This is a genomic window from Kushneria pakistanensis (assembly GCF_014652795.1).
Taxonomy (GTDB): Bacteria; Pseudomonadota; Gammaproteobacteria; order Pseudomonadales; family Halomonadaceae; genus Kushneria; species Kushneria pakistanensis.
On sequence record NZ_BMZM01000005.1, the window covers coordinates 59,778 to 79,507 of the forward strand.

Genomic DNA, 19,730 nt, shown 5'->3' on the forward strand with positions numbered 1-19,730 from the left:
TTGATTGCCATGTCAGGTTCTACCTGTTCTGTCCTGTATCGGCATCAAACGGCATACGAAGGTCGCGCTGCCATCTGCGCACCTTGAGTCGTTGACGACGCTTCCCCAGCTGTTGGGTACCGATCGTTTCAGGGATAAGACTCAGCTTTTTATTCTCGTCGTATTTCATGTGGAACCGGCGACTGGCCCCTATGGGGCTTTTTTCAGCACCAAAAATCATGATCAAACGAATTTCAACGTTACTGAAGCCTTCCTCGCCAGTAGGGCGGCAGCTTTCGTCTAAACCAATTCCGTGCTCACTAGCGACCTTTTGCAGCAACGTGCGAAAGGTTCCAGCATTCATGTACTCCCCCGACCCCAGTGGCCCCTGACGCGTAACCTGACGCAACTCCTTTACATTCACATCTTTGCTACTCTCGCCTTCTTCATCCACTGTATCGGTAACGTCGGTAACGTACTGGCCATCGCTGGTTTCGAGCTTGACGATAATACTGTCTATAAAAACGGCAGATTGACTCATGTTGCTGACAATGCAGCGTGAATCAATACCGCGACCGTAGCCATGATTGATAATGATCTGAGGGCGACGCTGCATGCGAAAGTTATGTAATAGAAGCTGCAGATAGACACCCCATATCAAAAGCATGCCGACACTGGTCAGACCACTAAAAACCGTGGCGTTTTCCTGTATCCAGTCCCATAGATTGCTAAAGAAATAAATCACTTCCTTCCCCTGAAAAATATGCTGTCGAGCATCCATCTTGCGTGAGTTGCCAAAGCGCATTCCTCATCAGCACAAGCATGGCTGAAAAAGCCGCCTTCCGCCCTAGCATCCATGCCTATCGACCAATAGATGCCTCTATCGACCCTTTGCAAAGACAATAGCCAACTATAGTGCGAAGACGGCCACCGTAATCTGGTAGCCAACGATGTGGCATGGCTTGTTATCAGTGATATCAACGTTGTCATGGACCTCAAGAGGTCCAGGGGGTACATCATGATTCATCATGTCTGGGGCCTGATGGCTCATCCTCACCGAGAGTGGAAACACATCGAAGGTGAACACGAGAGCGCGACGCACATGTATGCCAGCCACGTTTTACTACTGGCTGCCATACCTGTCGTTTGCGCATTTATTGGTACTACCACCATAGGCTGGGACTTTGGCCGCTCGGCGGTCGTGACACTCTCAACGATTAGCGCGCTACAGCTGGCCGTTATTTTCTATCTGGCCATTCTGGGCGCTATTGCTCTGATGGGCGTTGTCATTCACCGCATGGCACAGCGATATCCCATTCATCCTGATCTGAATCGCTGCATTGTTTTTGCGGGGTATGTTGCCACCCCCATGTTTTTGGCCGGCGTGGTCGCCCTGTATCCCATGATATGGCTCTGTCTACTGGCTGGTGTGGCAGGGCTTTGCTACACGGGCTATTTGCTCTATCTGGGCATACCGGGATTTTTGGGCATTGATCGAAAGGAAGGCTTTATCGTCTCAAGCTCAACATTGGGTATTGGTGTGTTGGTACTTGAAGTGCTTCTTGCCATTACCGTATTGCTTTGGGGGTATGGAGCACATCTTGTCTATTAAGAAGACGATAAGGAGAAACAAAGGATAGGCACAAATAAAAAGGGAGCTGCCACTGGCAGCTCCCTTTACAGCAGATTTAATCTACCGACTTACTCAGGGCGGATTGCAGAAGCCTGCAGACCTTTCTTACCCTGAGTGACGTTGAAGGAGACCTTCTGGCCTTCCTGCAGCGACTTGAAACCTTCTGCCTGAATTTCGGAGAAGTGTGCGAACAGATCGTCGCCACCATCGTCAGGAGAAATAAAACCGAAGCCTTTGCTGTCGTTGAACCACTTAACAGTGCCAGTTGCCATGCTTTTGATACCTGTGCAATAAATTAATGATGGTTAGCCCCCAGCGGGCACAAACAAGATAGCCATTCATATGCTCTCGACAGGATCGATTACAACTGACGATATACTGCCTTGTTAACCACCCGGTTCATAGTGCACTTATCGCTCTATCGGGTCAAGTAACCCTTTAGTAGGGGGTATGCGATACGGACAAGATGAGCTCTCTGTTTGACACACAAAAGCCGGCCTGTCAACAGAAAAGCATCAAGTCCTCGAAGCATCAGCATCAAAGCGGTATGCACCAGCCTGCGCCGTGATGGCGCCAAGACGGCCTTGGGGATTTGCAGGTCTTTGACACAGGCAGGAACTGTTTTTGAGATGGCCATGAGCCTGTCAGCCATCAAGGTATAAAAAAACCGCCCTTGAAGGCGGTTTCTTTTCATTTCTGCACTACATCAATAGCAGTTCAGAATGGTGCCGGCTGAAGGAGTCGAACCCTCGACCTACTGATTACAAGTCAGTTGCTCTACCAACTGAGCTAAGCCGGCATATTCAGCATGCAAGCATACTAAAGTGGCTGGGGTACCAGGACTCGAACCTGGGAATGCCGATACCAAAAACCGGTGCCTTACCACTTGGCTATACCCCAGCAGATGGTGGCCAGAGACGGAATCGAACCGCCGACACGGGGATTTTCAATCCCCTGCTCTACCGACTGAGCTATCTGGCCGCTGCCAACGGCTGCGTATTAAATCGAAAACCTCTCCCCAGGTCAACACCTATTCTCAAATTATTTTAAAAACTATTGAGACGGTGGCACATAGCCCTCAGCACTATCGGTTTCTTCGTTATTAAAAAACCGTGTCATCTGCATCATCAGGTAGTCACGCGTTTGAGGATCCAGCATGTTGAGCCGCTTTTCATTGATCAGTCGCGTCTGTAGCGCCTGCCACTCTTCCCAGGCCTGCCTGGAAACATGATCATAAATGTCCTGCCCTTTGGCACCGGGCAGAGGTGGCATCTGCAGCCCTTCCATGTCCTTTTGATACTTGCGGCAAAATACCATGCGCGTCATTTCAATACCTTTTGTCAGCGTGTTATTGCAGGAGCGTAGAGGATGACAGGGACTCAAGCAGCACCTTTACCGGCGCCGCCAGTCCGATGCTGTCAGGTTGATCCGGATCATACCATCGCCACCCCGTGGCACAGGTACTCACCTGACGTGGCAGATGTACCTGGACCGGCGTGATTTCAAGGCGAAAGTGCGTAAAGGCATGCGTAAACCCCGGCCATTTTCCCTGCACCATGCTGTCGGGCATTTCGCTCTCCAGCCACGCCTGTAGCGCTTCCTGACTATCAAACTGGGGCAACCCCCACAACCCACCCCAAAGGCCGCTTGAAGGGCGCTGTTCGAGCAATACACGCCCATCAGCATCACGCAGCATCAGCATCAATGTCTGACGAACGGGAATGTCCTTTTTGGGTTTTGATTCAGGGAACTGATGCTCCTCTCCCCGAGCATGAGCGACGCAGTCCTTTTCAAACGGGCACAGCAGGCAACTGGGGCGTCGGCGCGTGCAGAGGGTAGCCCCCATGTCCATCATGGCCTGAGTGAAGTCAGCACAGCGCCACTGCGGCGTATAGTGCTCGGCCAGCTGCCAGAGCCGGCGCTCGACCTCCGGCCTGCCGGGCCAGCCTGTGACACCATGCAGACGCGTCAACACCCGTTTGACATTGCCATCCAGAATGGGGGCCCTTGCCCCGGTTGCCTGAGCGATGATGGCGCCGGCCGTTGAACGGCCGATGCCTGGCAGCGCACTCAGCGCTTCTACGCTTTCAACCGGAAACTCTCCGCCATGCTCGTTGACCACACACATGGCCGCACGATGCAGGTTTCGGGCACGGGCGTAATAGCCCAGTCCCGTCCAGAGATGTAGCACCTCATCCTGCTCGGCAGCCGCCAGCGCCGTGACATCCGGAAAGCGCTGCATGAAGCGCTCAAAGTAACCGATGACAGTCGCCACCTGCGTCTGCTGCAGCATGATCTCCGATACCCAGACACGGTAAGGGGTTCTATCCTGCTGCCATGGCAGGTGCGTGCGGCCATACTGATCGAACCAGCTCAGCAGACGGGTGCGGAAATATTCGGCATCCAGCGGCTGCGGGGCCTTTACACAAGTGTTCACGAATCGGCTCTCGCCCTGAAATAAAATACAGGAAGGTGCAGACACCGCACTGATGGCGGTGCCTGACATGGTGGATCGTTACTGAAAAAGCCCCTTGATGGCATTTCTCAGGTTGCTGCCCGAGTCCTCACCCAGTTTTTCTTCAATCCGCTGCCCCAGCTTGCCTTCAAGCTGACGGTCCAGATGCTCACGCAGTCTTTCCTGCCCCTCACTGGCAGCCGTCTTTTGCAAAATGGCGCGAAAGGCATCGGTATCAAAACGACACCACTGGGCTGGAGAATCCTTCAAATCTCCCGAACAGTGCAGTGGCAGCTGTATTCGACTCAGGGTATTGCTGACCGGGCACCCCTGAGTATCAGCGGTATCGACCAGCCGGGCGGCCAGGGCCATGTCCAGATTCCGTGCCGCAGCATCAATCTGGCCGCTGCCGGCAATATCAATACCCGGCAGCGTCACCTTCAGATCATCGTTTTTAATGACACCATCGACAATATCAAGGGTTGCAGCAAACTCGTTGAACTCGGTATCACTGCTCCATTCGTGCGAGGTGCTGTTACCCTGCAGCATGGCTGCAGTGGTGCACAGCTGTCCCGGCAGATTGACACCGATCATGGCACCATCAGTAATATCAAACGACGCCTTTCCATTGAGGTTTGCCAGTAGCGAGGCATCGCTTCCAAATGCCGAGGAAAGCGCGGCTCTGGCATCGAGTGTCCCGCGAAAGATATCGTCACGGCCCAGCGCATCGCGCAGTAGCGGCTGCAGCGCTACCCCCGCCAACTGCGGCTCAAAAGAGAGCGTGGTCGATGATGCGGCAACGTTCATGGCACCACTGGCCCTGAGCGTTCCCTCATACAGATCGGCGGCAAGCGTTGGGAGTCGATAGCGCCCATCCTGCCCCTGAGCCTGCAGAGCCACGTTTTCAAGCTGAAGGCCATGCACCCTGAGTGCCTCAAGCTTCAGATTCAGGGCGAGATCCAGCACACTTGCCAACGTCCACGTATCATCACTCGAGGATGCCTGTGAATCCGTTTGCGTCTTGGCGCTTTCCTTGACGGCCTGTGGCGTGCCCTCTGCCGACGACGCCTGCGTTTCCCGGGCGGGCAGATAGCGATCCAGATCCAGCGAGTTCCCCTCAAGGTCGGCATGCAATAGTGGCGTATCGAGTCCCAGCACCGCGGTGCCCTCAAGGGCGGTATCGTCGACATTCAGCGCCAGGTTATTCAGGTGCGCCACGTGCCTGTCACCCTCAACCCGGGAAGAGAAACCGACCCGCTGCAGCGCCTGAGCATCTGCTGTGGGCGGCAGCTGCCCCAGTCGCTCCAGCCAGCTACGCAGATCAGCCGGTGCCATCTCCACCTGTCCCTGCCAGTGCAGATCATCATCCAGACCGCTTGCCTCACCACTGCCGGTAAGACGCAATAACTGTCCACTGCTGAGTGCAAACGCTTTCAAAAGCGCATGATTATCCTCCAGTGACACCTCACCGCTGGCCTCACCGCCCAGCGGCAGGGCGCGATCGCCCAGAAACGGTACATGGAAGTTGCCATCAAATGCAGCCTTGTCGAAGGTATAACGCTGATGATTGAGATCCGCGGCCAGTCTTGAAGCATTCACGGTGAAGCTCTGATCGTGCTCATCATCAAGCGTCGGCAAACGTGCCGACCCCTTTAGCGCCAGTCCATTCAAGGCATAAGTGGCGTTGTTCAGATCAAGACTTGCCTGGCTTTTCAGGCTGATGTTGCCGGCCAGCTCGGGCTGCGTACCCTTGAGCGCAAAGGAGAGCTCCAGCGGAAAGCTGCCCTCGGAGGTGACATTGGAAGCCAGCAGCGCCAGAGACGACAGCGTCATGTCACGATCATGCTGCCGATCTTCAAAATGCACCTGTCCATCGCTGACCTGCACGCTGGCGATATCCATGGCCAGAGGCCGGTCACCGGCGGTACTGACGCGCTGAGGCCGACGTGACGCCGACGCCGGTCGGGCGCTGTCCTGATGCGCCACGGTATCGATCAGCCTCTCCCAGTTGCCGCGCCCCTGCGCATCGCGCTCAAGGTTGAGGCGAAGCCCGTCCAGCGTGAAACCATCGATTTCAATATTGCCGCTCAACAGCGGCGCGAATCGAAGGCGCGCTTCGGCCTGCCTGAAGGCAGCGAAAGGCGCCTCATGGCTATCCTGATCAGGAAGATGCGCCGAGGCGTCCTCAACGGTAACACCGATACGCGGATAGAAGGTCCAGGACAGCGGACCATTGAGCGACAGCTCAAGCCCCGTATGCTCACGCACGGCATCCGCCAGTCGCGGCTTGAGATCGTTGGGGTCGAGAAAGGTTGTGGCATAAATGACCACGGCCACGGCCAGCAGCCCCAGCACCCCCATCGCCGCCAGCACTATCCTGAACAACGCTTTCATTGAATACTCCCTGAGAGACCCTTTCCCACCCGATAACCGCCTCGACAGACCCTGGCAACATGGCACTGCCCGGCCCGTCAAGTGCGGGCGCCAGTGTAGCGGATGGTCGCTGCCCTTCTCTATAATGACGTATCTGCGTGAGCTCATGGCGCACTGCCAGGATGCCCTGAAACATCAAGCCGCGCGGGCATGACCAGCTTTTGATATCGTTGTCACCCATTACGCCTTCAAGGCGATGATCCTCTTTTTGCAGGGAGCCTTCATGACCCAGTCGCCGCGGCGCGCCAGCATTTCACGCCATACCAGCGAAACACGTATCAGCGTCTCGCTTGACCTGGATGGTCAGGGTGAGCTCAAGGCCGATACCGGCGTCCCCTTTTTCGAGCACATGCTCGATCAGATCGCACGCCACGGCATGATTGATCTGACAATCGATGCCGACGGCGATCGCCATATTGATGATCATCATACGGTTGAGGACACCGGTATTACGCTGGGCCAGGCCTTTGCCGAGGCGCTGGGTGACAAGCGCGGCATCCATCGTTATGGGCATGCCTACGTCCCGCTGGATGAGGCGCTCTCACGCGTGGTCATCGATTTCTCGGGACGTCCGGGGCTTTTCATGAACGCCGAGTTCACGCGCGCCACCATTGGCGCCTTCGAGACCCAGCTGGTGTCCGAGTTCTTCCAGGGCTTTGCCAGCCATGCTCGCGCCACCGTGCATATCGACAACCTGAAGGGTGATAACGCTCACCATCAGGTCGAAACCATCTTCAAGGCCTTCGGTCGCGCCCTGCGCATGGCCGTCTCCCCGGATGAGCGCATGGCGGGGCGTATCGCCTCGACCAAGGGCAGCCTGTAACCAACACCATCCGGTCGGCGTGATGCCGGCCGGCGAGGAGTGTGTCCAGCATGACGATTGCCATCATCGATTACGGCATGGGAAACCTGCACTCGGTGGCCAAGGCCATCGAGCACGTCAGCCCCGATGAGCGAGTCACCATCACGCGGGATGCCCGTGCCATCAAGGGTGCCTCACGCGTGGTGCTGCCCGGCCAGGGCGCCATCCGCGACTGCATGGGGGAGCTCGAGCGTACCGAGCTGACCGGCCTGGTCAAGGAGCTGCTGGCCGATGCCAGCAAGCCACTGCTGGGCATCTGTGTCGGTCAGCAGATGCTGATGGACAAGAGCGAGGAAAACGGTGGCGTACGCTGCCTGGGCTATCTGCCGGGCCGGGTCACCCGCTTTGACGATACGGCACTCGATGAACAGGGCCAGCGGCTCAAGGTGCCCCACATGGGGTGGAACCGCGTACATCAGCACCATATGCATCCGCTCTGGGAAGGCATTCCGACCGGCGAGCGCTTCTACTTCGTACACAGCTATTTCGTTCAGGCAGATGACGACGCCCATGCGCTGGGCTACATCGATTACGCCGGCAGTCGCGCCCATGTCGCCACCGGGCGTGATGCCGTCTTTGCCGTACAGTTTCATCCGGAAAAAAGTGCCGATGCCGGCCTGAGGCTGCTGGCCAACTTTGTGGCCTGGTCGCCCTGAATTCTCATACGCCCAGAACATCTCACGACAAGGATAAAGGAATCCCCATGCTGGTCATCCCCGCCATCGACCTGAAAGACGGTCAGTGTGTTCGCCTCAAGCAGGGCCGTATGGAAGACTCAACCACCTACGGTGAAGACCCGGTTGCCATGGCACAGCGCTGGGTGGATGCCGGCGCACGCCGCCTGCATCTGGTCGATCTCAACGGCGCCTTCGAGGGTCGCCCGGTCAACGCAGAAGCGGTCAGGGCGATTGCAGCCCGTTTCCCGGACCTGCCCATTCAGATTGGCGGCGGCATTCGTACTCGCGAGGTGATCCAGAGCTATCTGGATGCCGGCGTCAGCTGGGTCATCATAGGCACCCAGGCCGTTCGTGATCCCGACTTCGTTCGACAGATGTGTCGTGAGTTCCCCGGTCACATCATGGTGGGCCTTGATGCCCGTGACGGCTATGTTGCCACCGACGGCTGGGCGGAAGTCTCCGCCATGCGCGCCGTGGATCTGGCCCGTCACTTCGCCGAAGATGGCGTCAGCGCGATCATTTATACCGACATTTCGCGCGATGGCATGATGAACGGCGTCAACGTTGAATCAACGGTCGAAATGGCCAGTCATGGCGGCGTACCGGTCATTGCCTCGGGCGGCGTGACCGACCTGGAAGACGTGCAGAAGCTGGCAGATGTATCGGCCTCGGGCATCGTCGGCGCCATTACCGGGCGTGCCATCTACGAAGGCAAGCTCGATCTGGCCGAGGCTCAGACCCTGTGTGACACCATTGAGGCGCAGCGCGTCTGATGGCCCGGAGAAGCACATGACACTGGCAAAACGTATTATCCCCTGTCTGGACGTGGATCGTGGTCGCGTGGTCAAGGGCGTCAACTTTCTGGGCATTCGTGATGCCGGCGACCCGGTCGAGGTCGCCCGGCGCTACAACGAGCAGAATGCCGACGAGATTACCTTTCTCGACATTACCGCCAGCCACGAGGCACGGGGCACCACGCTGGATATGGTCAGCCGGATCGCCGGCGAGGTATTCATTCCGCTGACGGTCGGCGGCGGTATTCGCAGCTGCGAGAACATTCGTGCCCTGCTCAATGCCGGCGCCGACAAGGTCTCGATCAACACCGCGGCCGTAACCAATCCCGACTTCGTATATGAAGCCTCCCAGCGTTTTGGCAGCCAGTGCATTGTGGTGGCCATCGATGCCAAGCGGGTCAGCGAGGACGGTGACACCCCGCGCTGGGAAATCTTTACCCATGGCGGACGCAGGTCGACCGGGCTCGATGCCGTGGCATGGTCACGCAAGATGGTGGAGTACGGTGCCGGAGAGCTGCTGGTGACCAGCATGGATCGTGATGGCACCCGGGAAGGATTTGACCTGGGCGTTACGCGTGCCATCAGCGACGCCGTATCGGTACCGGTCATCGCTTCGGGCGGGGTAGGCAACCTGGACCACCTGGCCGCAGGCGTGAAGGAAGGCGGCGCAGACGCCGTGCTGGCTGCCAGCATCTTCCATTTTGGCGAGTACACCATCGAGCAGGCCAAGCAGCACATGGCCGCTCAGGGTATCGAGATGCGCCTTTAAGCTCGATGCCTGCACGGCGTCGATGGTCGACGCCGTGTGTTTACAGCCTGTCGCCGGACTAGTCTGCGGTCAGCCCCAGATTGCTGATCCCCTCGTTTTTGCCCAGCGCTTGCAACTCACGAAGCCCTTCGCGATCCAGCGTCAGCGTTTCGACCATATCCAGTACCGCCAGCTGAAAGGCCCGCTCATCGCTCATCAGCGCATGTTCATCAATCAATGCTTCGCGCTCGGCATCATTATTGATTGCCTCACCAGCGCTCATTTCAATAAAGCGTTCGATACCGCCGATGGACAGACGGCTGACATCGACCGGTGCCTCGCCGGCGGTACTTGAAAGCACATCCATGCAGGCAGAAAGTGCCAGGGTCAGATCCCGGGCAATACGCGCACCGAAGCTGTCATCTTCTTCCGGCGGTTCACACGCCACGAGCTTTGTTGCCTGGCGTTCAAAGTCGATACGGGCATCGCGTACGCCCAGACTTTCCCACACCAGCGCCAGAATGCTGGCCACCCCATGGGCATCGCCGGCCGCACCGATCTCGGCATAAAGCTGATAGTTGGGCATCAGCCGTTCGCTCAGCGCGGCCATGAAAGCCAGTGCCTGACGAGGCGATAGCGCCCGCAGGCGCCTTTCAAAACCCGTTTCAATCATGGTGGGCATTATGCTGCTCCCTGCTCAGGCTAAATCATGCCAGTGTTGTGAAATACATGCCCCTGGCCGGATTCACGGCCAGAAAAAGCGTTCGGGAATACGGCCTCGCACATCGAATACCACGCCTTCGGCACTTAAAAGCTCGCGCTGCTCACGGGCGCCGCCGTGGTCAGCAAGCCGCCCACCGGCAGCCACCACGCGGTGCCAGGGCAGCGTATGCCCTTCCGGCAGCAGGCGCAGCAGTGCTCCAATCGAGCGCGCCGTTGCGCCTTCCGTCATTTTGGCGATCGCCCCATAGGTCGTCACACGGCCTTCAGGAATGCGGGCAATAATGGTGGTGGCCTGCTCACGAACCTCATCACGCATGGTGCTTCCCGGTATCTGTCCATATCGGTGTATGCTGACCAATCAGCTTATCGTTATCCATCATGGCCCTATCATGCATATCTATTTTTTGCAGCATGCGTCTCATTTTGGACCAGCCCGACTAGCGGACTGGCTTACCAGCATGGGCCACAGTTTCAACGTCTGTCGTCTTTATGCCGATGAAGTGCCGCCGCGCCTCGGCGATTTTGATGCCCTGATCGTGCTGGGTGGCCCCGAGCAGATCATTCACCACAGCTGGGCCAGGCGTGAGCAGCATCTTATCGAGCGCACGCTCAAGAGTTCAAAGCCGATCATGGGGCTGGGCTATGGCGCGGAACTGATGGCGGCTGCGCTGGGGGCGATTGTCTCTCCCAACACCCACGGCGAGTTTGGCTGGCAGCCGGTACACGGCAACGTGGAAGGCGATCTTGATATGCCGGAGCGCTTTGATGCCTTTCTCTGGCACCGGCGTATCTTCGGGCTGCCGGAGGGTGCCATATCGATCGGTGCCAGCGAAGCCAGCCCTCTGCAGGGCTTTACCTGGGATGGCGCGCGCGTGGTGGCCATGCACTGTCACCTGGAAGCCACCCAGGACTGGGTTCGAGAACTTATCGAGCGCGAGGCGCAAAGTCTGGCAACCCCGGGCCCATGGATACAGTCACGCGACGAGATGCTTGATGACAGTCGCCGCTTTGCGCGACTGGCCGCCGTACTGGATCGGGTCATGATTGACTGGCTGCGCCTTTAGTCCTCACCCGATATCGCCACTCCGGCGCTGCTGATCGACAGCCTCGCGCACGAATGCCAGCACCTCCTGCCACGTCCCGGTAAATGCCGGGACCTGTTCGTTCTGGCCCAACTGATAGTGATACATGGGATCGTAGTATTCACTCAAAAGCGGTGACAGCCAGCCATCATGGGCTTGGCTGTCACCGGTGGTGACGTGGGCCTCAAAGGCCTGATGCTGCAGGTGCAAAAGCCGCTCAAGCCGTGCATTGCCCAGCCGTTTTTTCAGGCGTACCAGCGCGCTGACCAGCTGGCGGCGCATCAGCGACCAGCCAAGCCACGGCCCATAGGCATTGCGGTACTGTGTCCAGAGATCGTCGATATAGTCGCGACGAATCTGATCCAGTCGCCATGCCAGCGGCATCTCGATCAATACCCGCGGTGCTGCGCAAAGCCCCTGCCAGAGCGGCAGGGGGATCTCGACGCTGCCAATGCGCCGGGACTCGTCTTCAAAGACATAGGGCGCACGGCGTGCGGCAATATCCATGGCCAGCGCGTGCTCAAAATCAATCTGGGTCGGCGGCTGCCCCGGCTGACGCCCAAAGCTCGAGCCCTTGTGGCGCGCATGACCTTCCAGATCAACACCGCTATCGAGTGCCTTGATCATGTCGGTCTTGGCACAGCCGGTCAGCCCGGCAATGACCAGTGACGGGGCGCTGGCGGCCTGCTCGGTGACCGCCATCAGCGTTTGCCGCGCCGCCTTGAAGCCGCCCTTCAAACGTGGCACCTCAAGGCCTTCCTGCGCCAGCCACTGCTGGGCGATACCCGAGCGCTGGCCGCCGCGCGCGCAGTAGATCAGCGCATCGGGATGGCGTGCAAGGGCGTCTTGCCAGGCCGCCGTGCGGCTCTCGCGCAGGGTACCGCTGACCAGCTGATGGCCCAGCCTGAGCGCTGCATCGCTGCCCTTTTGCCGGTAGCAGGTGCCGACCCGAGCACGCTCGTCATCATCCATCAGCGGCAGATTGATGGCCCCGGGCAGGGCGCCCTGGGCAAACTCGATCGGTGCCCGCACATCGATGAGCAGTGAGGCTTCCCTCAACTGCTCAAGCGTCGGTACCAGCTGCTCACCCTGTTTAGTGCTGGACATGGAAAACCGCTTCGCCCTCTCGTGTAACACATTCGCCAAAGGCTTCCAGCATCAGACCGTGCTCGCGACCGATGCGTTCGACGTCATCTTCATAGGCGGGATCAACGGCCAGCACCAGGCCGCCGGAGGTCTGCGGATCACAGAGCCACTGCCAGTGATAGTCATCCATGGTCGGCATCAGTTTTCCCATCGCATGATGATTGCGCTCCGTACCGCCCGGTACCGCGCCCTGACGCAGATAGCTATCCGCCTCGGGAATTCGGGGCAGGCGCTTGAAATCAATGCGTGCCGCCACATTGCTGGCCGTGCAGATCTCGCCCAGATGTCCGGCCAGACCAAAGCCCGTGACATCCGTCATGGCATGAACACCTGGCACGGTAGCCAGCTTTTGACCGATGGCATTGGTGCGCAGCATGATGTCGCGCGCCAGACCGTGATGCTCCCCTGCCAGCAGACCGCGTTTTTCGGCCGTGGTCAGCACGCCCACACCCAGCGGCTTGGTCAGGTAGAGACGGTCACCGGGACGTGCGCCATTGTTGCGCTTTAAATGCTCAAGCTGGACCAGACCGTTGACCGCCAGACCAAAGATGGGCTCGGGCGCATCAATGGAGTGACCGCCGGCCAGCGCCAGTCCCAGCTCGCGACACACGGACTGGGCCCCGGCCAGCACCTCACCGGCAATCGTTGGAGAGAGCTTGTCAACCGGCCAGCCCAGAATGCCCAGGGCCATGATCGGGCGCCCGCCCATGGCAAAAACGTCGCTGATGGCATTGGTCGCGGCAATACGGCCAAAATCAAAAGGGTCATCGACAATCGGCATGAAGAAGTCGGTTGTCGCGATCAATCCCTGGCCGTCACCCAGATCATAGACGGCGGCGTCCTCCCGGTCCTGATTGCCAACGATCAGCTTGTCGCTGAAGGCACCGGGCCCTGCATTTTTCAGCATCGTGTCCAGTACATCCGGTGCAATCTTGCAGCCGCAGCCGGCACCGTGGCTGTACTGGGTAAGACGAATCTGTGGCATGAGCTGTCCCCTTGATAATTCGCAGTTCAATCAATGGTGTCTACTGCACTGTGGCACCGCTGCCGGCATCTCGACCAGCATCCCTGTTCATCCAATGGCTTCGAGTGCTTCGGAGAGTCGATCCACCGCGATGACTTCCATGCCCGCCGGCGATTTTTTGGGCGCATTGCCTCGAGGAACGATGGCACGGGTAAACCCATGTTTGGACGCCTCGACAATACGCTCCTGACCACTGGGCACCGGGCGAATCTCACCGGAAAGCCCCACCTCGCCAAAGACAACCAGTTCACGTGGCAGCGAACGGTTCTGAAGACTTGAGACCACTGCCAGCAGGACTGCTAGATCAGCGCTCGTCTCCAGCACTTTCATGCCACCGACCACGTTAACAAAAACGTCCTGATCGCCGGTAAAAAGGCCCCCATGCCGGTGCAGCACCGCCAGCAGCATGGCCAGACGCTGGGCATCAAAACCCACTGCCACACGCCGCGGATTGCCCAGCGCTGATTCATCCAGCAGGGCCTGCACCTCGACCAGCAGCGGACGCGTACCCTCCCATACCACCATGACCAGACTGCCGGGAGCCATTTCTTCACCCCGGGAGAGAAAGATGGCGCTCGGGTTTTTCACTTCTCGCAGCCCCTGTTCCAGCATGGCGAACACGCCCAGCTCATTCACCGCACCAAAGCGGTTCTTTTGACCGCGCAGGGTACGAAAGCGCGAATCCGAACTGCCTTCAAGCAACAGCGAGGCATCAATCATGTGCTCCAGCACGCGTGGCCCTGCCAGGGCGCCGTCCTTGGTGACATGGCCTACCAGCATCAATACCGTACCGGTCTGCTTGGCAAAGCGGGTCAGCGCCGCGGCCGATTCACGCACCTGCGCCACGCCGCCAGGTGCCGATGAGACATCCTCCAGATGCATGGTCTGGATGGAGTCGATGATCAGCACGGCCGGCTTTTCCCGCTCGGCCATGCCCAGAATGGTTTCCACGCTGGTTTCGGCCAGCATCGACAGCCCCTGAGTGGGCAGTGAGAGACGATGAGCGCGCATGGCCACCTGAGACAGCGACTCCTCCCCGGTGACATAGACCACACGGTGCTGCTGGGCGAGGTGACAGGCCGTCTGCAACAGCAACGTGGACTTGCCTGCGCCCGGGTCGCCGCCCAGCAAAATGGCGCCACCGGGCACCAGACCGCCGCCCAGCACGCGGTCAAACTCACCATAGGTGGTAGAAAATCGCGGCAGTTCGCTGAGATCCACCCTGGATAGATCCGTTAACGCCACGCTGGCACCACCGGCATAGCCCTGGCGGGCCGTACTACTCGTACTGCCACCCGGACGAGAGGCGCTCGAAAGACGTATTTCGGTCAGCGTATTCCATTCACGACAGCTGCTGCACTGTCCCTGCCACTTGGAATACTCTGCACCGCATTCGGTACATACAAATGCACTCTTGGCTTTTGCCATGCTGCCTGTGCCGTCCTATCTGGTGATTTCAGACATGAAAAAGGGCGGCCTGGCGCCGCCCTCTGGTCAATACTGCCATGAAGGCAGTACGTCTGACATTACTGTCGGGTCAGACGCAGGGTTTCACCGTTTTCAAAACGACGCAGCTGCGGATCTACCAGCTCAAGCGTGGAGTCATTGACACGCTCGAAGTAGTAGACCTGACCTTCACTGGAAGGTGTCAGCTCATACACGGTCGCCGAAGGATCATCCTGCATGCCACTGATCACATCCCAGTTACCGCTGTAGGTTTCGGTCGGCGGATTCTGGGGGTGGTTCTGATACTGCGCGTCGAGCTCAAACGTACGATCCTGCGGATCGGTCGCCTTCTCGTCACCCTGCAGATTGACCGTCAGTGCGATACCACTGCAGTTGCGACACGGCAGCGTGCCCGAATAGGTGCGCGTTTCGCTCTGCGCCTGCGAAGACGAGGCAGTCGCACCCGTATTATCGGTACCCTGTTCACCGCCGGAGCCGGCACAACCGGCCAGTAGCGCCATCAGTGCCGAACCGGCCAGCAACGTTTTCATCTGCATGAAGCTTACTCCTGATGCATGTTTTTTGGCCGCTCAAACGACCGGTGCCCCCTAGCATAGCTGCTCGTCGGGGGCCCCGGAAAGACACTAACGTATATAGAGTCACTACGGCAGGGTCAGAAGCTACTGGCGCGTCTGATCATCCAGGAAAGAATAATCGATATAGCCCTTTTCGGCGCCACCATAGAAGGTGTCAGGATCAGGCTCGGCAAGTTCAGCGCCCACACGAAAGCGTTCGGGCAGATCCGGGTTGGAGATGAAGGGCCGACCAAAGACGGCAGCATCACCGATACCGCGTTCAATCAGGTCTACCTCGCCTTCTGCCGTATAGTGACCGCAAAAGAGCAGTGCGCCATTGCGGAACCGGGCACGCAGAGCGCGACGAAAATCGTCGGTCAGATGGATATCACCGCCGGCCCAGTCAGGCTCGTTGACGTGCAGGTAAGCCAGCTCACGTACGTTGAGCTGCTCGGCCAGATAAAAGGCCATCTGCTCGGATTCATCATCCTTGAGCCCGAAAATCTCGATAAACGGCGAGATGCGAATGCCAACCCGATCGTAACCAAAGACGCTGGCAACGGCGTCCACGACCTCGAGCACAACACGGGCACGGTTTTCGATAGAGCCGCCGTAGCGGTCGGTACGCTGGTTGGAACCGGTGGCCAGAAACTGCTGCAGCAGGTAGGCATTGGCAGCATGGACTTCGACCATATCAAAACCGGCGCGGCGAGCGCGTACGGCCGCCTGGCGATAATCCTCGACCAGCTGAGGAATTTCCTCGGTTTCCAGCGCACGCGGTGTACTGGCATCTTCTCGACCGGAGCTGCCGTCCTCGAATTCCACGAAAGCCTGTGCGCCTTCACCGCGCAGAGCACTGGGAGCGACCGGTTGCTGGCCGTCGGGCTGCACACGTTCGTTGGAGACACGGCCCACATGCCAGAGCTGAAGCGCGATGCGCCCGCCGCGGGCATGTACGGCTTCTACCACGCCTTTCCAGCCGGCTTCCTGCTCATCGGTCCAGATACCCGGGGTATAGACATAACCCGAGGCCGTCGGCGAGATATTGGTGGCCTCGGCGATGATCAGCCCGGCTCCGGCACGCTGACCATAATAGATTTCCTGCATGCGCCCGGGAATGCGATCCGGCGTACGGGCGCGTGTCAGGGGCGCCATGATGACGCGATTGGGAATTTCCAGTGAACCCAGCTGAAGCGGCTCGAATAGAACATCGTGCATGACGTGAACCTCCGTGTTCGATGACACTGATACATGTACAAAATGGCTGAGTCAGCTTCGAATATGGAGACTGTTAGCCTGCTTATCAAGTGCTGTGATTTCCAATCGCTCGCGCGCTACGATCATGGTGTACCAAACCCTTCGACCAGCCGCTGACGCAGGGCGTCCATCCCCCAGTGAGCACTGTCCTGATCCGGCAGCATGCCTAAGCGCCAGTCCCATTCATCAAACTGATCAAGCACGCTCGCATCGCGACTCATGACATGGACGGGAACATCCATACTGGCACCTTCACCGGTAATCAGGGACGCCGGCTGATGATCGCCCATGGCAATGACCACCAGATTATCGCTGCCGTAATGCGTTACGAAGGAGCCCAGCGTTTCAAGGGCATAATCCACGGACTTGAGATACTGCGAACGCACGCGCTCACTGTCCTGCCAGACCACATCAGGCGGGTCACCAGCATTGGCCCACTGGTTAAAGATGCGACCATCCCCAACCTGCGCCCAGTCCATCAGGGGCGGAATCGGGGTCCAGGGCGCATGGCTGGTCAGCGTAGCAATTTCTGTCATGACCGGCGCTCGATCAGTATCGGCAAGCTCAAGACGCTGCAGCGCCGAATAAGTGTACTGATCCGGCATGGTGACCCAGTTAAAGGGCTCGCCCTGATAACCCAGATTATGGGCATCATAGACCTGATCGAAACGATAATAGCGATTGGCCAGCCATTCTCGGGTGAGTGCCGGCTCTACGGCCAGCGTGCGCCAGCCGGCGCGATTGAAAAGTCGTGCCAGCGAGACACGCTCGGTTCCAAGAAGCCAGTTGTAGCGTCGCTGCGAGTTGATCCAGAGCCCGGATTGCAGCGTGGCATGCGCCAGCCAGCTCTGCCCCCCGACAGTGGGTGAGACAAGCCAGGCACTGCGGGCGCCAAACCCTGCCTGCCCAAGTTCCTTATCGATGGCCGCCAGGCGTGAGCGCATGACACCAGCATAGCGCTCGTCTTCCAATGCCGTGCGTCCATAGGATTCGATAAAGACAAAAAGAACATCATGTCCTTTCAATCCGGTCAGAAGCTGTTCAGTGGGCGTCTGTGCAATGGCATCCTGTCCGGCATGCACCTTGAGTGCTGCAAGATCACGAAGATTCTGTCGGGACTGCGACACGTGTTCGACCACCAGTCGTGACGACCCGGCAAGCCGCGGCGCTTCCGACCAGAAGACACTTGAAAGCGAGCCCATCAACAGCCCTGTCGCCATGGCCCATAGCGCCCAGCGCATCCGCCCCGGTTTATCAGCCCTGCCATGACGAGCCAGCAATAACAGCCCGGTCATCATGATCACCAATACAAGCAGCAGTATGACCACCAGCCCGGCGGCCAGCAGCCATGCCCTGGCAATACCGACCGTTCCACTGAGCACGTTCCAGCCGGGCGCAAGCAGGCGCCAGTCCGCAATGGGATCAAAAATACGCCAGTAGGCCTGAAAGGCCACCATGTCAGCGAGCTTGAGCAGTAACAGCAACAGCAGTGTCGAGCCAGCAAGCAGCGCTACATATTTTTGTGCACGCCAGGACAGGCACCAGAGTACGGCCAGTATCAGCGGTAACTCGATGGGTGGCATTAGCCAGAAAAGCGTACCCGCGGCACCGGTCTGATTGGGAAGCGCCAGTATGAGATAAGCCAGTGCCAGCGCGATGATCATGACGCTCATGCGCCGGAATGCTACAGCCACCTGTCCTGCCTCTTTGGAGTGTCATGAAAGGTTTCAGGGTAGCAGACGCCTCTACCTGAGTGACGCTTGCGCGCATGATAGCCAGCGGTCAACATGGCCTTACCGTACGTTAACCGTTCAGAGAGTAGCGATGAGCAAGTTCTGGAGTCCCGGAGTAGCAGCACTGACCCCCTATGTGCCCGGTGAACAACCCCGGCAGCGCATGATCAAGCTCAATACCAACGAAAATCCCTATCCGCCGGCCAGGGGGGTAGAACATGTTCTCAGGCATTTTTCCTGCGAGCAGCTGCGACGTTATCCGGATCCTGAATCTCTGGCATTGCGTGACATGCTGGCCCGGACCTACAACGTTAACCGAGAACAGGTCTTCGTGGGTAATGGCTCGGATGAAGTGTTGGCCTTTGCCTTTCGTGCCTTCTTTCAGCGTGAAGGCGAGGCGCTTTCGATCCCGGCGCATACCTACAGCTTCTATCCCGTTTACTGTCAGCTTTATGGCATTGAGCTGGAAAAAATTGCGTTGAATGATCGATGGGAGGTGGCGCTGGAGCAGTTTCCCGAGAAAGGGCATGCCGGGATCGCCTTTGCCAATCCGAACGCGCCTACAGGTCATGCGCATTCACGTCAGGCCATCAGATCGCTTCTGGAGCGACAGCGCGAGCGCGTTGTCTTGGTGGATGAAGCCTATTTCGGTTTTGGCAGTGAAAGCGCGGTGCCGCTGGTTGAGGAATATCCCAACCTGCTGGTAACGGGTACCTTTTCGAAGTCCCGCAGTCTGGCAGGCATGCGTATTGGCTTTGCCATTGGCTCAAGAGCGCTGATCGAGGGGCTGGAACGCATCAAGGATTCCTTCAACTCCTACCCCATTGACCCCCTGGCCAGTGCTGTTGGCATTGCCGCACTGGAAGATACTCAGCATTACAACGAATGCTGTCGCGCCGTCATGGCGACGCGAGAGCGCACAGCTCAGGCATTGAAGGATCTGGATATTGAGGTGCTGCCGTCACAAGCCAACTTCCTGTTTGCCAGACCACGGCAGCATGCTGCAGATGCAGTGGCAGCTCACCTTCGCAGCTGTGGCATTCTGGTTCGCCATTTTGCCACTTCGGGACTGGCCGAGTGGCTGCGCATCTCGATCGGCACCGACCGGGAGATGATGGCGCTGGTTGACGCCCTGCAGGCAATGGGGGATGAGCGTCGGGCCT

At 58.4% G+C, this 19,730-nt stretch carries 20 protein-coding genes and 3 tRNA genes; 7 read left to right on the forward strand and 16 right to left on the reverse strand.

The window, feature by feature from the left end; genetic code table 11:
* Positions 1-19: 19 nt before the first annotated feature.
* Entirely contained in the window at positions 20-784 is a 765-nt protein-coding gene (locus tag IE123_RS15655; protein ID WP_189519958.1) for a hypothetical protein, read from the reverse strand.
* Between the two features lie 213 nt (positions 785-997).
* On the opposite strand from IE123_RS15655, the gene IE123_RS15660 reads away from it, so the two are divergent.
* Positions 998-1,591, forward strand: a complete 594-nt coding sequence (locus tag IE123_RS15660) for a Yip1 family protein (protein WP_189519960.1) — start codon at positions 998-1,000, stop codon at positions 1,589-1,591.
* A gap of 89 nt (positions 1,592-1,680) precedes the next feature.
* Here IE123_RS15660 and IE123_RS15665 read toward each other — a convergent pair whose 3' ends face one another.
* The 7 genes from IE123_RS15665 to IE123_RS15695 all read right to left on the reverse strand — a co-directional run bounded on the left by IE123_RS15665 (position 1,681) and on the right by IE123_RS15695 (position 6,461).
* Positions 1,681-1,884 (reverse strand): cold-shock protein, encoded by a 204-nt coding sequence (locus tag IE123_RS15665; RefSeq protein WP_086620861.1) that lies wholly within the window; start codon positions 1,882-1,884, stop codon positions 1,681-1,683.
* Between the two features lie 451 nt (positions 1,885-2,335).
* A tRNA-Thr gene (locus IE123_RS15670) sits at positions 2,336-2,411 on the reverse strand.
* A 26-nt stretch (positions 2,412-2,437) separates the two neighbouring features.
* A tRNA-Gln gene (locus IE123_RS15675) sits at positions 2,438-2,512 on the reverse strand.
* Between the two features lie 5 nt (positions 2,513-2,517).
* Positions 2,518-2,593: transfer RNA gene (locus IE123_RS15680), tRNA-Phe, on the reverse strand.
* 72 nt (positions 2,594-2,665) lie between these two features.
* On the reverse strand, positions 2,666-2,938 hold the full coding sequence (locus IE123_RS15685) for an oxidative damage protection protein (RefSeq protein ID WP_189519962.1): 273 nt from the start codon (positions 2,936-2,938) through the stop codon (positions 2,666-2,668).
* Positions 2,939-2,960: 22 nt separating this feature from the next.
* Entirely contained in the window at positions 2,961-4,049 is a 1,089-nt protein-coding gene (mutY, locus tag IE123_RS15690; RefSeq protein WP_229819815.1) for an A/G-specific adenine glycosylase, read from the reverse strand.
* 78 nt (positions 4,050-4,127) lie between these two features.
* Entirely contained in the window at positions 4,128-6,461 is a 2,334-nt protein-coding gene (locus tag IE123_RS15695; protein WP_189519966.1) for an AsmA family protein, read from the reverse strand.
* Positions 6,462-6,723: 262 nt separating this feature from the next.
* Here IE123_RS15695 and hisB point away from each other — a divergent pair, with 262 nt between their 5' ends.
* From hisB to hisF, 4 genes are read left to right on the forward strand one after another with little or no spacing between them, the layout of a single operon-like run.
* On the forward strand, positions 6,724-7,323 hold the full coding sequence (gene hisB / locus IE123_RS15700; protein ID WP_086901837.1) for an imidazoleglycerol-phosphate dehydratase HisB: 600 nt from the start codon (positions 6,724-6,726) through the stop codon (positions 7,321-7,323).
* A 50-nt stretch (positions 7,324-7,373) separates the two neighbouring features.
* On the forward strand, positions 7,374-8,018 hold the full coding sequence (gene hisH / locus IE123_RS15705; protein WP_189519968.1) for an imidazole glycerol phosphate synthase subunit HisH: 645 nt from the start codon (positions 7,374-7,376) through the stop codon (positions 8,016-8,018).
* Positions 8,019-8,065: 47 nt separating this feature from the next.
* On the forward strand, positions 8,066-8,812 hold the full coding sequence (gene hisA / locus IE123_RS15710) for a 1-(5-phosphoribosyl)-5-[(5-phosphoribosylamino)methylideneamino]imidazole-4-carboxamide isomerase (RefSeq protein ID WP_189519970.1): 747 nt from the start codon (positions 8,066-8,068) through the stop codon (positions 8,810-8,812).
* Between the two features lie 16 nt (positions 8,813-8,828).
* A complete protein-coding gene (gene hisF / locus IE123_RS15715; RefSeq protein ID WP_189519972.1) occupies positions 8,829-9,602 on the forward strand; it encodes an imidazole glycerol phosphate synthase subunit HisF in 774 nt (257 codons plus the stop codon).
* A 58-nt stretch (positions 9,603-9,660) separates the two neighbouring features.
* Here the strand turns inward: hisF and IE123_RS15720 are convergent, their stop codons facing one another.
* Both IE123_RS15720 and IE123_RS15725 read right to left on the reverse strand, forming a co-directional pair.
* Positions 9,661-10,263 (reverse strand): YjaG family protein, encoded by a 603-nt coding sequence (locus tag IE123_RS15720; RefSeq protein WP_308430236.1) that lies wholly within the window; start codon positions 10,261-10,263, stop codon positions 9,661-9,663.
* Positions 10,264-10,326: 63 nt separating this feature from the next.
* A complete protein-coding gene (locus tag IE123_RS15725) occupies positions 10,327-10,620 on the reverse strand; it encodes an MGMT family protein (protein WP_189519974.1) in 294 nt (97 codons plus the stop codon).
* A 142-nt stretch (positions 10,621-10,762) separates the two neighbouring features.
* Between IE123_RS15725 and IE123_RS15730 the strand changes: the two genes are divergently transcribed.
* Positions 10,763-11,368 (forward strand): glutamine amidotransferase-related protein, encoded by a 606-nt coding sequence (locus IE123_RS15730; protein WP_308430237.1) that lies wholly within the window; start codon positions 10,763-10,765, stop codon positions 11,366-11,368.
* 3 nt (positions 11,369-11,371) lie between these two features.
* On the opposite strand, the gene mnmH is transcribed toward IE123_RS15730, so the two are convergent.
* From mnmH to IE123_RS15760, 6 genes are all read right to left on the reverse strand, one after another.
* Positions 11,372-12,493 (reverse strand): tRNA 2-selenouridine(34) synthase MnmH, encoded by a 1,122-nt coding sequence (gene mnmH, locus IE123_RS15735; RefSeq protein WP_189519978.1) that lies wholly within the window; start codon positions 12,491-12,493, stop codon positions 11,372-11,374.
* Positions 12,480-13,517, reverse strand: coding sequence for a selenide, water dikinase SelD (selD, locus tag IE123_RS15740; RefSeq protein ID WP_189519980.1), 1,038 nt, complete (start codon positions 13,515-13,517; stop codon positions 12,480-12,482). Before selD ends, mnmH begins: the two co-directional genes overlap by 14 nt.
* An 87-nt stretch (positions 13,518-13,604) precedes the next feature.
* Positions 13,605-14,984 (reverse strand): DNA repair protein RadA, encoded by a 1,380-nt coding sequence (gene radA, locus IE123_RS15745; RefSeq protein ID WP_189519982.1) that lies wholly within the window; start codon positions 14,982-14,984, stop codon positions 13,605-13,607.
* A gap of 98 nt (positions 14,985-15,082) precedes the next feature.
* Positions 15,083-15,559: a copper resistance protein NlpE N-terminal domain-containing protein gene (locus tag IE123_RS15750; RefSeq protein WP_189519984.1), complete on the reverse strand. Its 477-nt coding sequence runs from the start codon at positions 15,557-15,559 to the stop codon at positions 15,083-15,085.
* A gap of 123 nt (positions 15,560-15,682) precedes the next feature.
* Positions 15,683-16,795 carry an alkene reductase gene (locus tag IE123_RS15755; RefSeq protein ID WP_189519986.1) on the reverse strand — a complete coding sequence of 371 codons (1,113 nt, stop codon included), beginning with the start codon at positions 16,793-16,795 and terminating at the stop codon, positions 15,683-15,685.
* Between the two features lie 122 nt (positions 16,796-16,917).
* Positions 16,918-18,507, reverse strand: coding sequence for a sulfatase-like hydrolase/transferase (locus IE123_RS15760; RefSeq protein ID WP_189519988.1), 1,590 nt, complete (start codon positions 18,505-18,507; stop codon positions 16,918-16,920).
* Positions 18,508-18,658: 151 nt separating this feature from the next.
* Here IE123_RS15760 and hisC point away from each other — a divergent pair.
* A partial coding sequence (hisC, locus tag IE123_RS15765) for a histidinol-phosphate transaminase (RefSeq protein WP_189519989.1) occupies positions 18,659-19,730 on the forward strand: 1,072 nt, incomplete at its 3' end.

Coding starts and splice junctions, on each gene's coding strand:
- selD (WP_189519980.1), bottom strand. CDS start 13,517: ATGCCACAGATTCGTCTTACCCAGTACAGCCACGGTGCCGGCTGCGGC.
- IE123_RS15660 (WP_189519960.1), top strand. CDS start 998: ATGATTCATCATGTCTGGGGCCTGATGGCTCATCCTCACCGAGAGTGG.
- radA (WP_189519982.1), bottom strand. CDS start 14,984: ATGGCAAAAGCCAAGAGTGCATTTGTATGTACCGAATGCGGTGCAGAG.
- IE123_RS15665 (WP_086620861.1), bottom strand. CDS start 1,884: ATGGCAACTGGCACTGTTAAGTGGTTCAACGACAGCAAAGGCTTCGGT.
- hisA (WP_189519970.1), top strand. CDS start 8,066: ATGCTGGTCATCCCCGCCATCGACCTGAAAGACGGTCAGTGTGTTCGC.
- IE123_RS15655 (WP_189519958.1), bottom strand. CDS start 784: ATGCGCTTTGGCAACTCACGCAAGATGGATGCTCGACAGCATATTTTT.
- IE123_RS15685 (WP_189519962.1), bottom strand. CDS start 2,938: ATGACGCGCATGGTATTTTGCCGCAAGTATCAAAAGGACATGGAAGGG.
- IE123_RS15725 (WP_189519974.1), bottom strand. CDS start 10,620: ATGCGTGATGAGGTTCGTGAGCAGGCCACCACCATTATTGCCCGCATT.
- IE123_RS15760 (WP_189519988.1), bottom strand. CDS start 18,507: ATGAGCGTCATGATCATCGCGCTGGCACTGGCTTATCTCATACTGGCG.
- IE123_RS15730 (WP_308430237.1), top strand. CDS start 10,763: ATGGGCCACAGTTTCAACGTCTGTCGTCTTTATGCCGATGAAGTGCCG.
- mnmH (WP_189519978.1), bottom strand. CDS start 12,493: ATGTCCAGCACTAAACAGGGTGAGCAGCTGGTACCGACGCTTGAGCAG.
- hisF (WP_189519972.1), top strand. CDS start 8,829: ATGACACTGGCAAAACGTATTATCCCCTGTCTGGACGTGGATCGTGGT.
- IE123_RS15755 (WP_189519986.1), bottom strand. CDS start 16,795: ATGCACGATGTTCTATTCGAGCCGCTTCAGCTGGGTTCACTGGAAATT.
- hisH (WP_189519968.1), top strand. CDS start 7,374: ATGACGATTGCCATCATCGATTACGGCATGGGAAACCTGCACTCGGTG.
- IE123_RS15720 (WP_308430236.1), bottom strand. CDS start 10,263: ATGCCCACCATGATTGAAACGGGTTTTGAAAGGCGCCTGCGGGCGCTA.
- hisB (WP_086901837.1), top strand. CDS start 6,724: ATGACCCAGTCGCCGCGGCGCGCCAGCATTTCACGCCATACCAGCGAA.
- IE123_RS15695 (WP_189519966.1), bottom strand. CDS start 6,461: ATGAAAGCGTTGTTCAGGATAGTGCTGGCGGCGATGGGGGTGCTGGGG.
- IE123_RS15750 (WP_189519984.1), bottom strand. CDS start 15,559: ATGCAGATGAAAACGTTGCTGGCCGGTTCGGCACTGATGGCGCTACTG.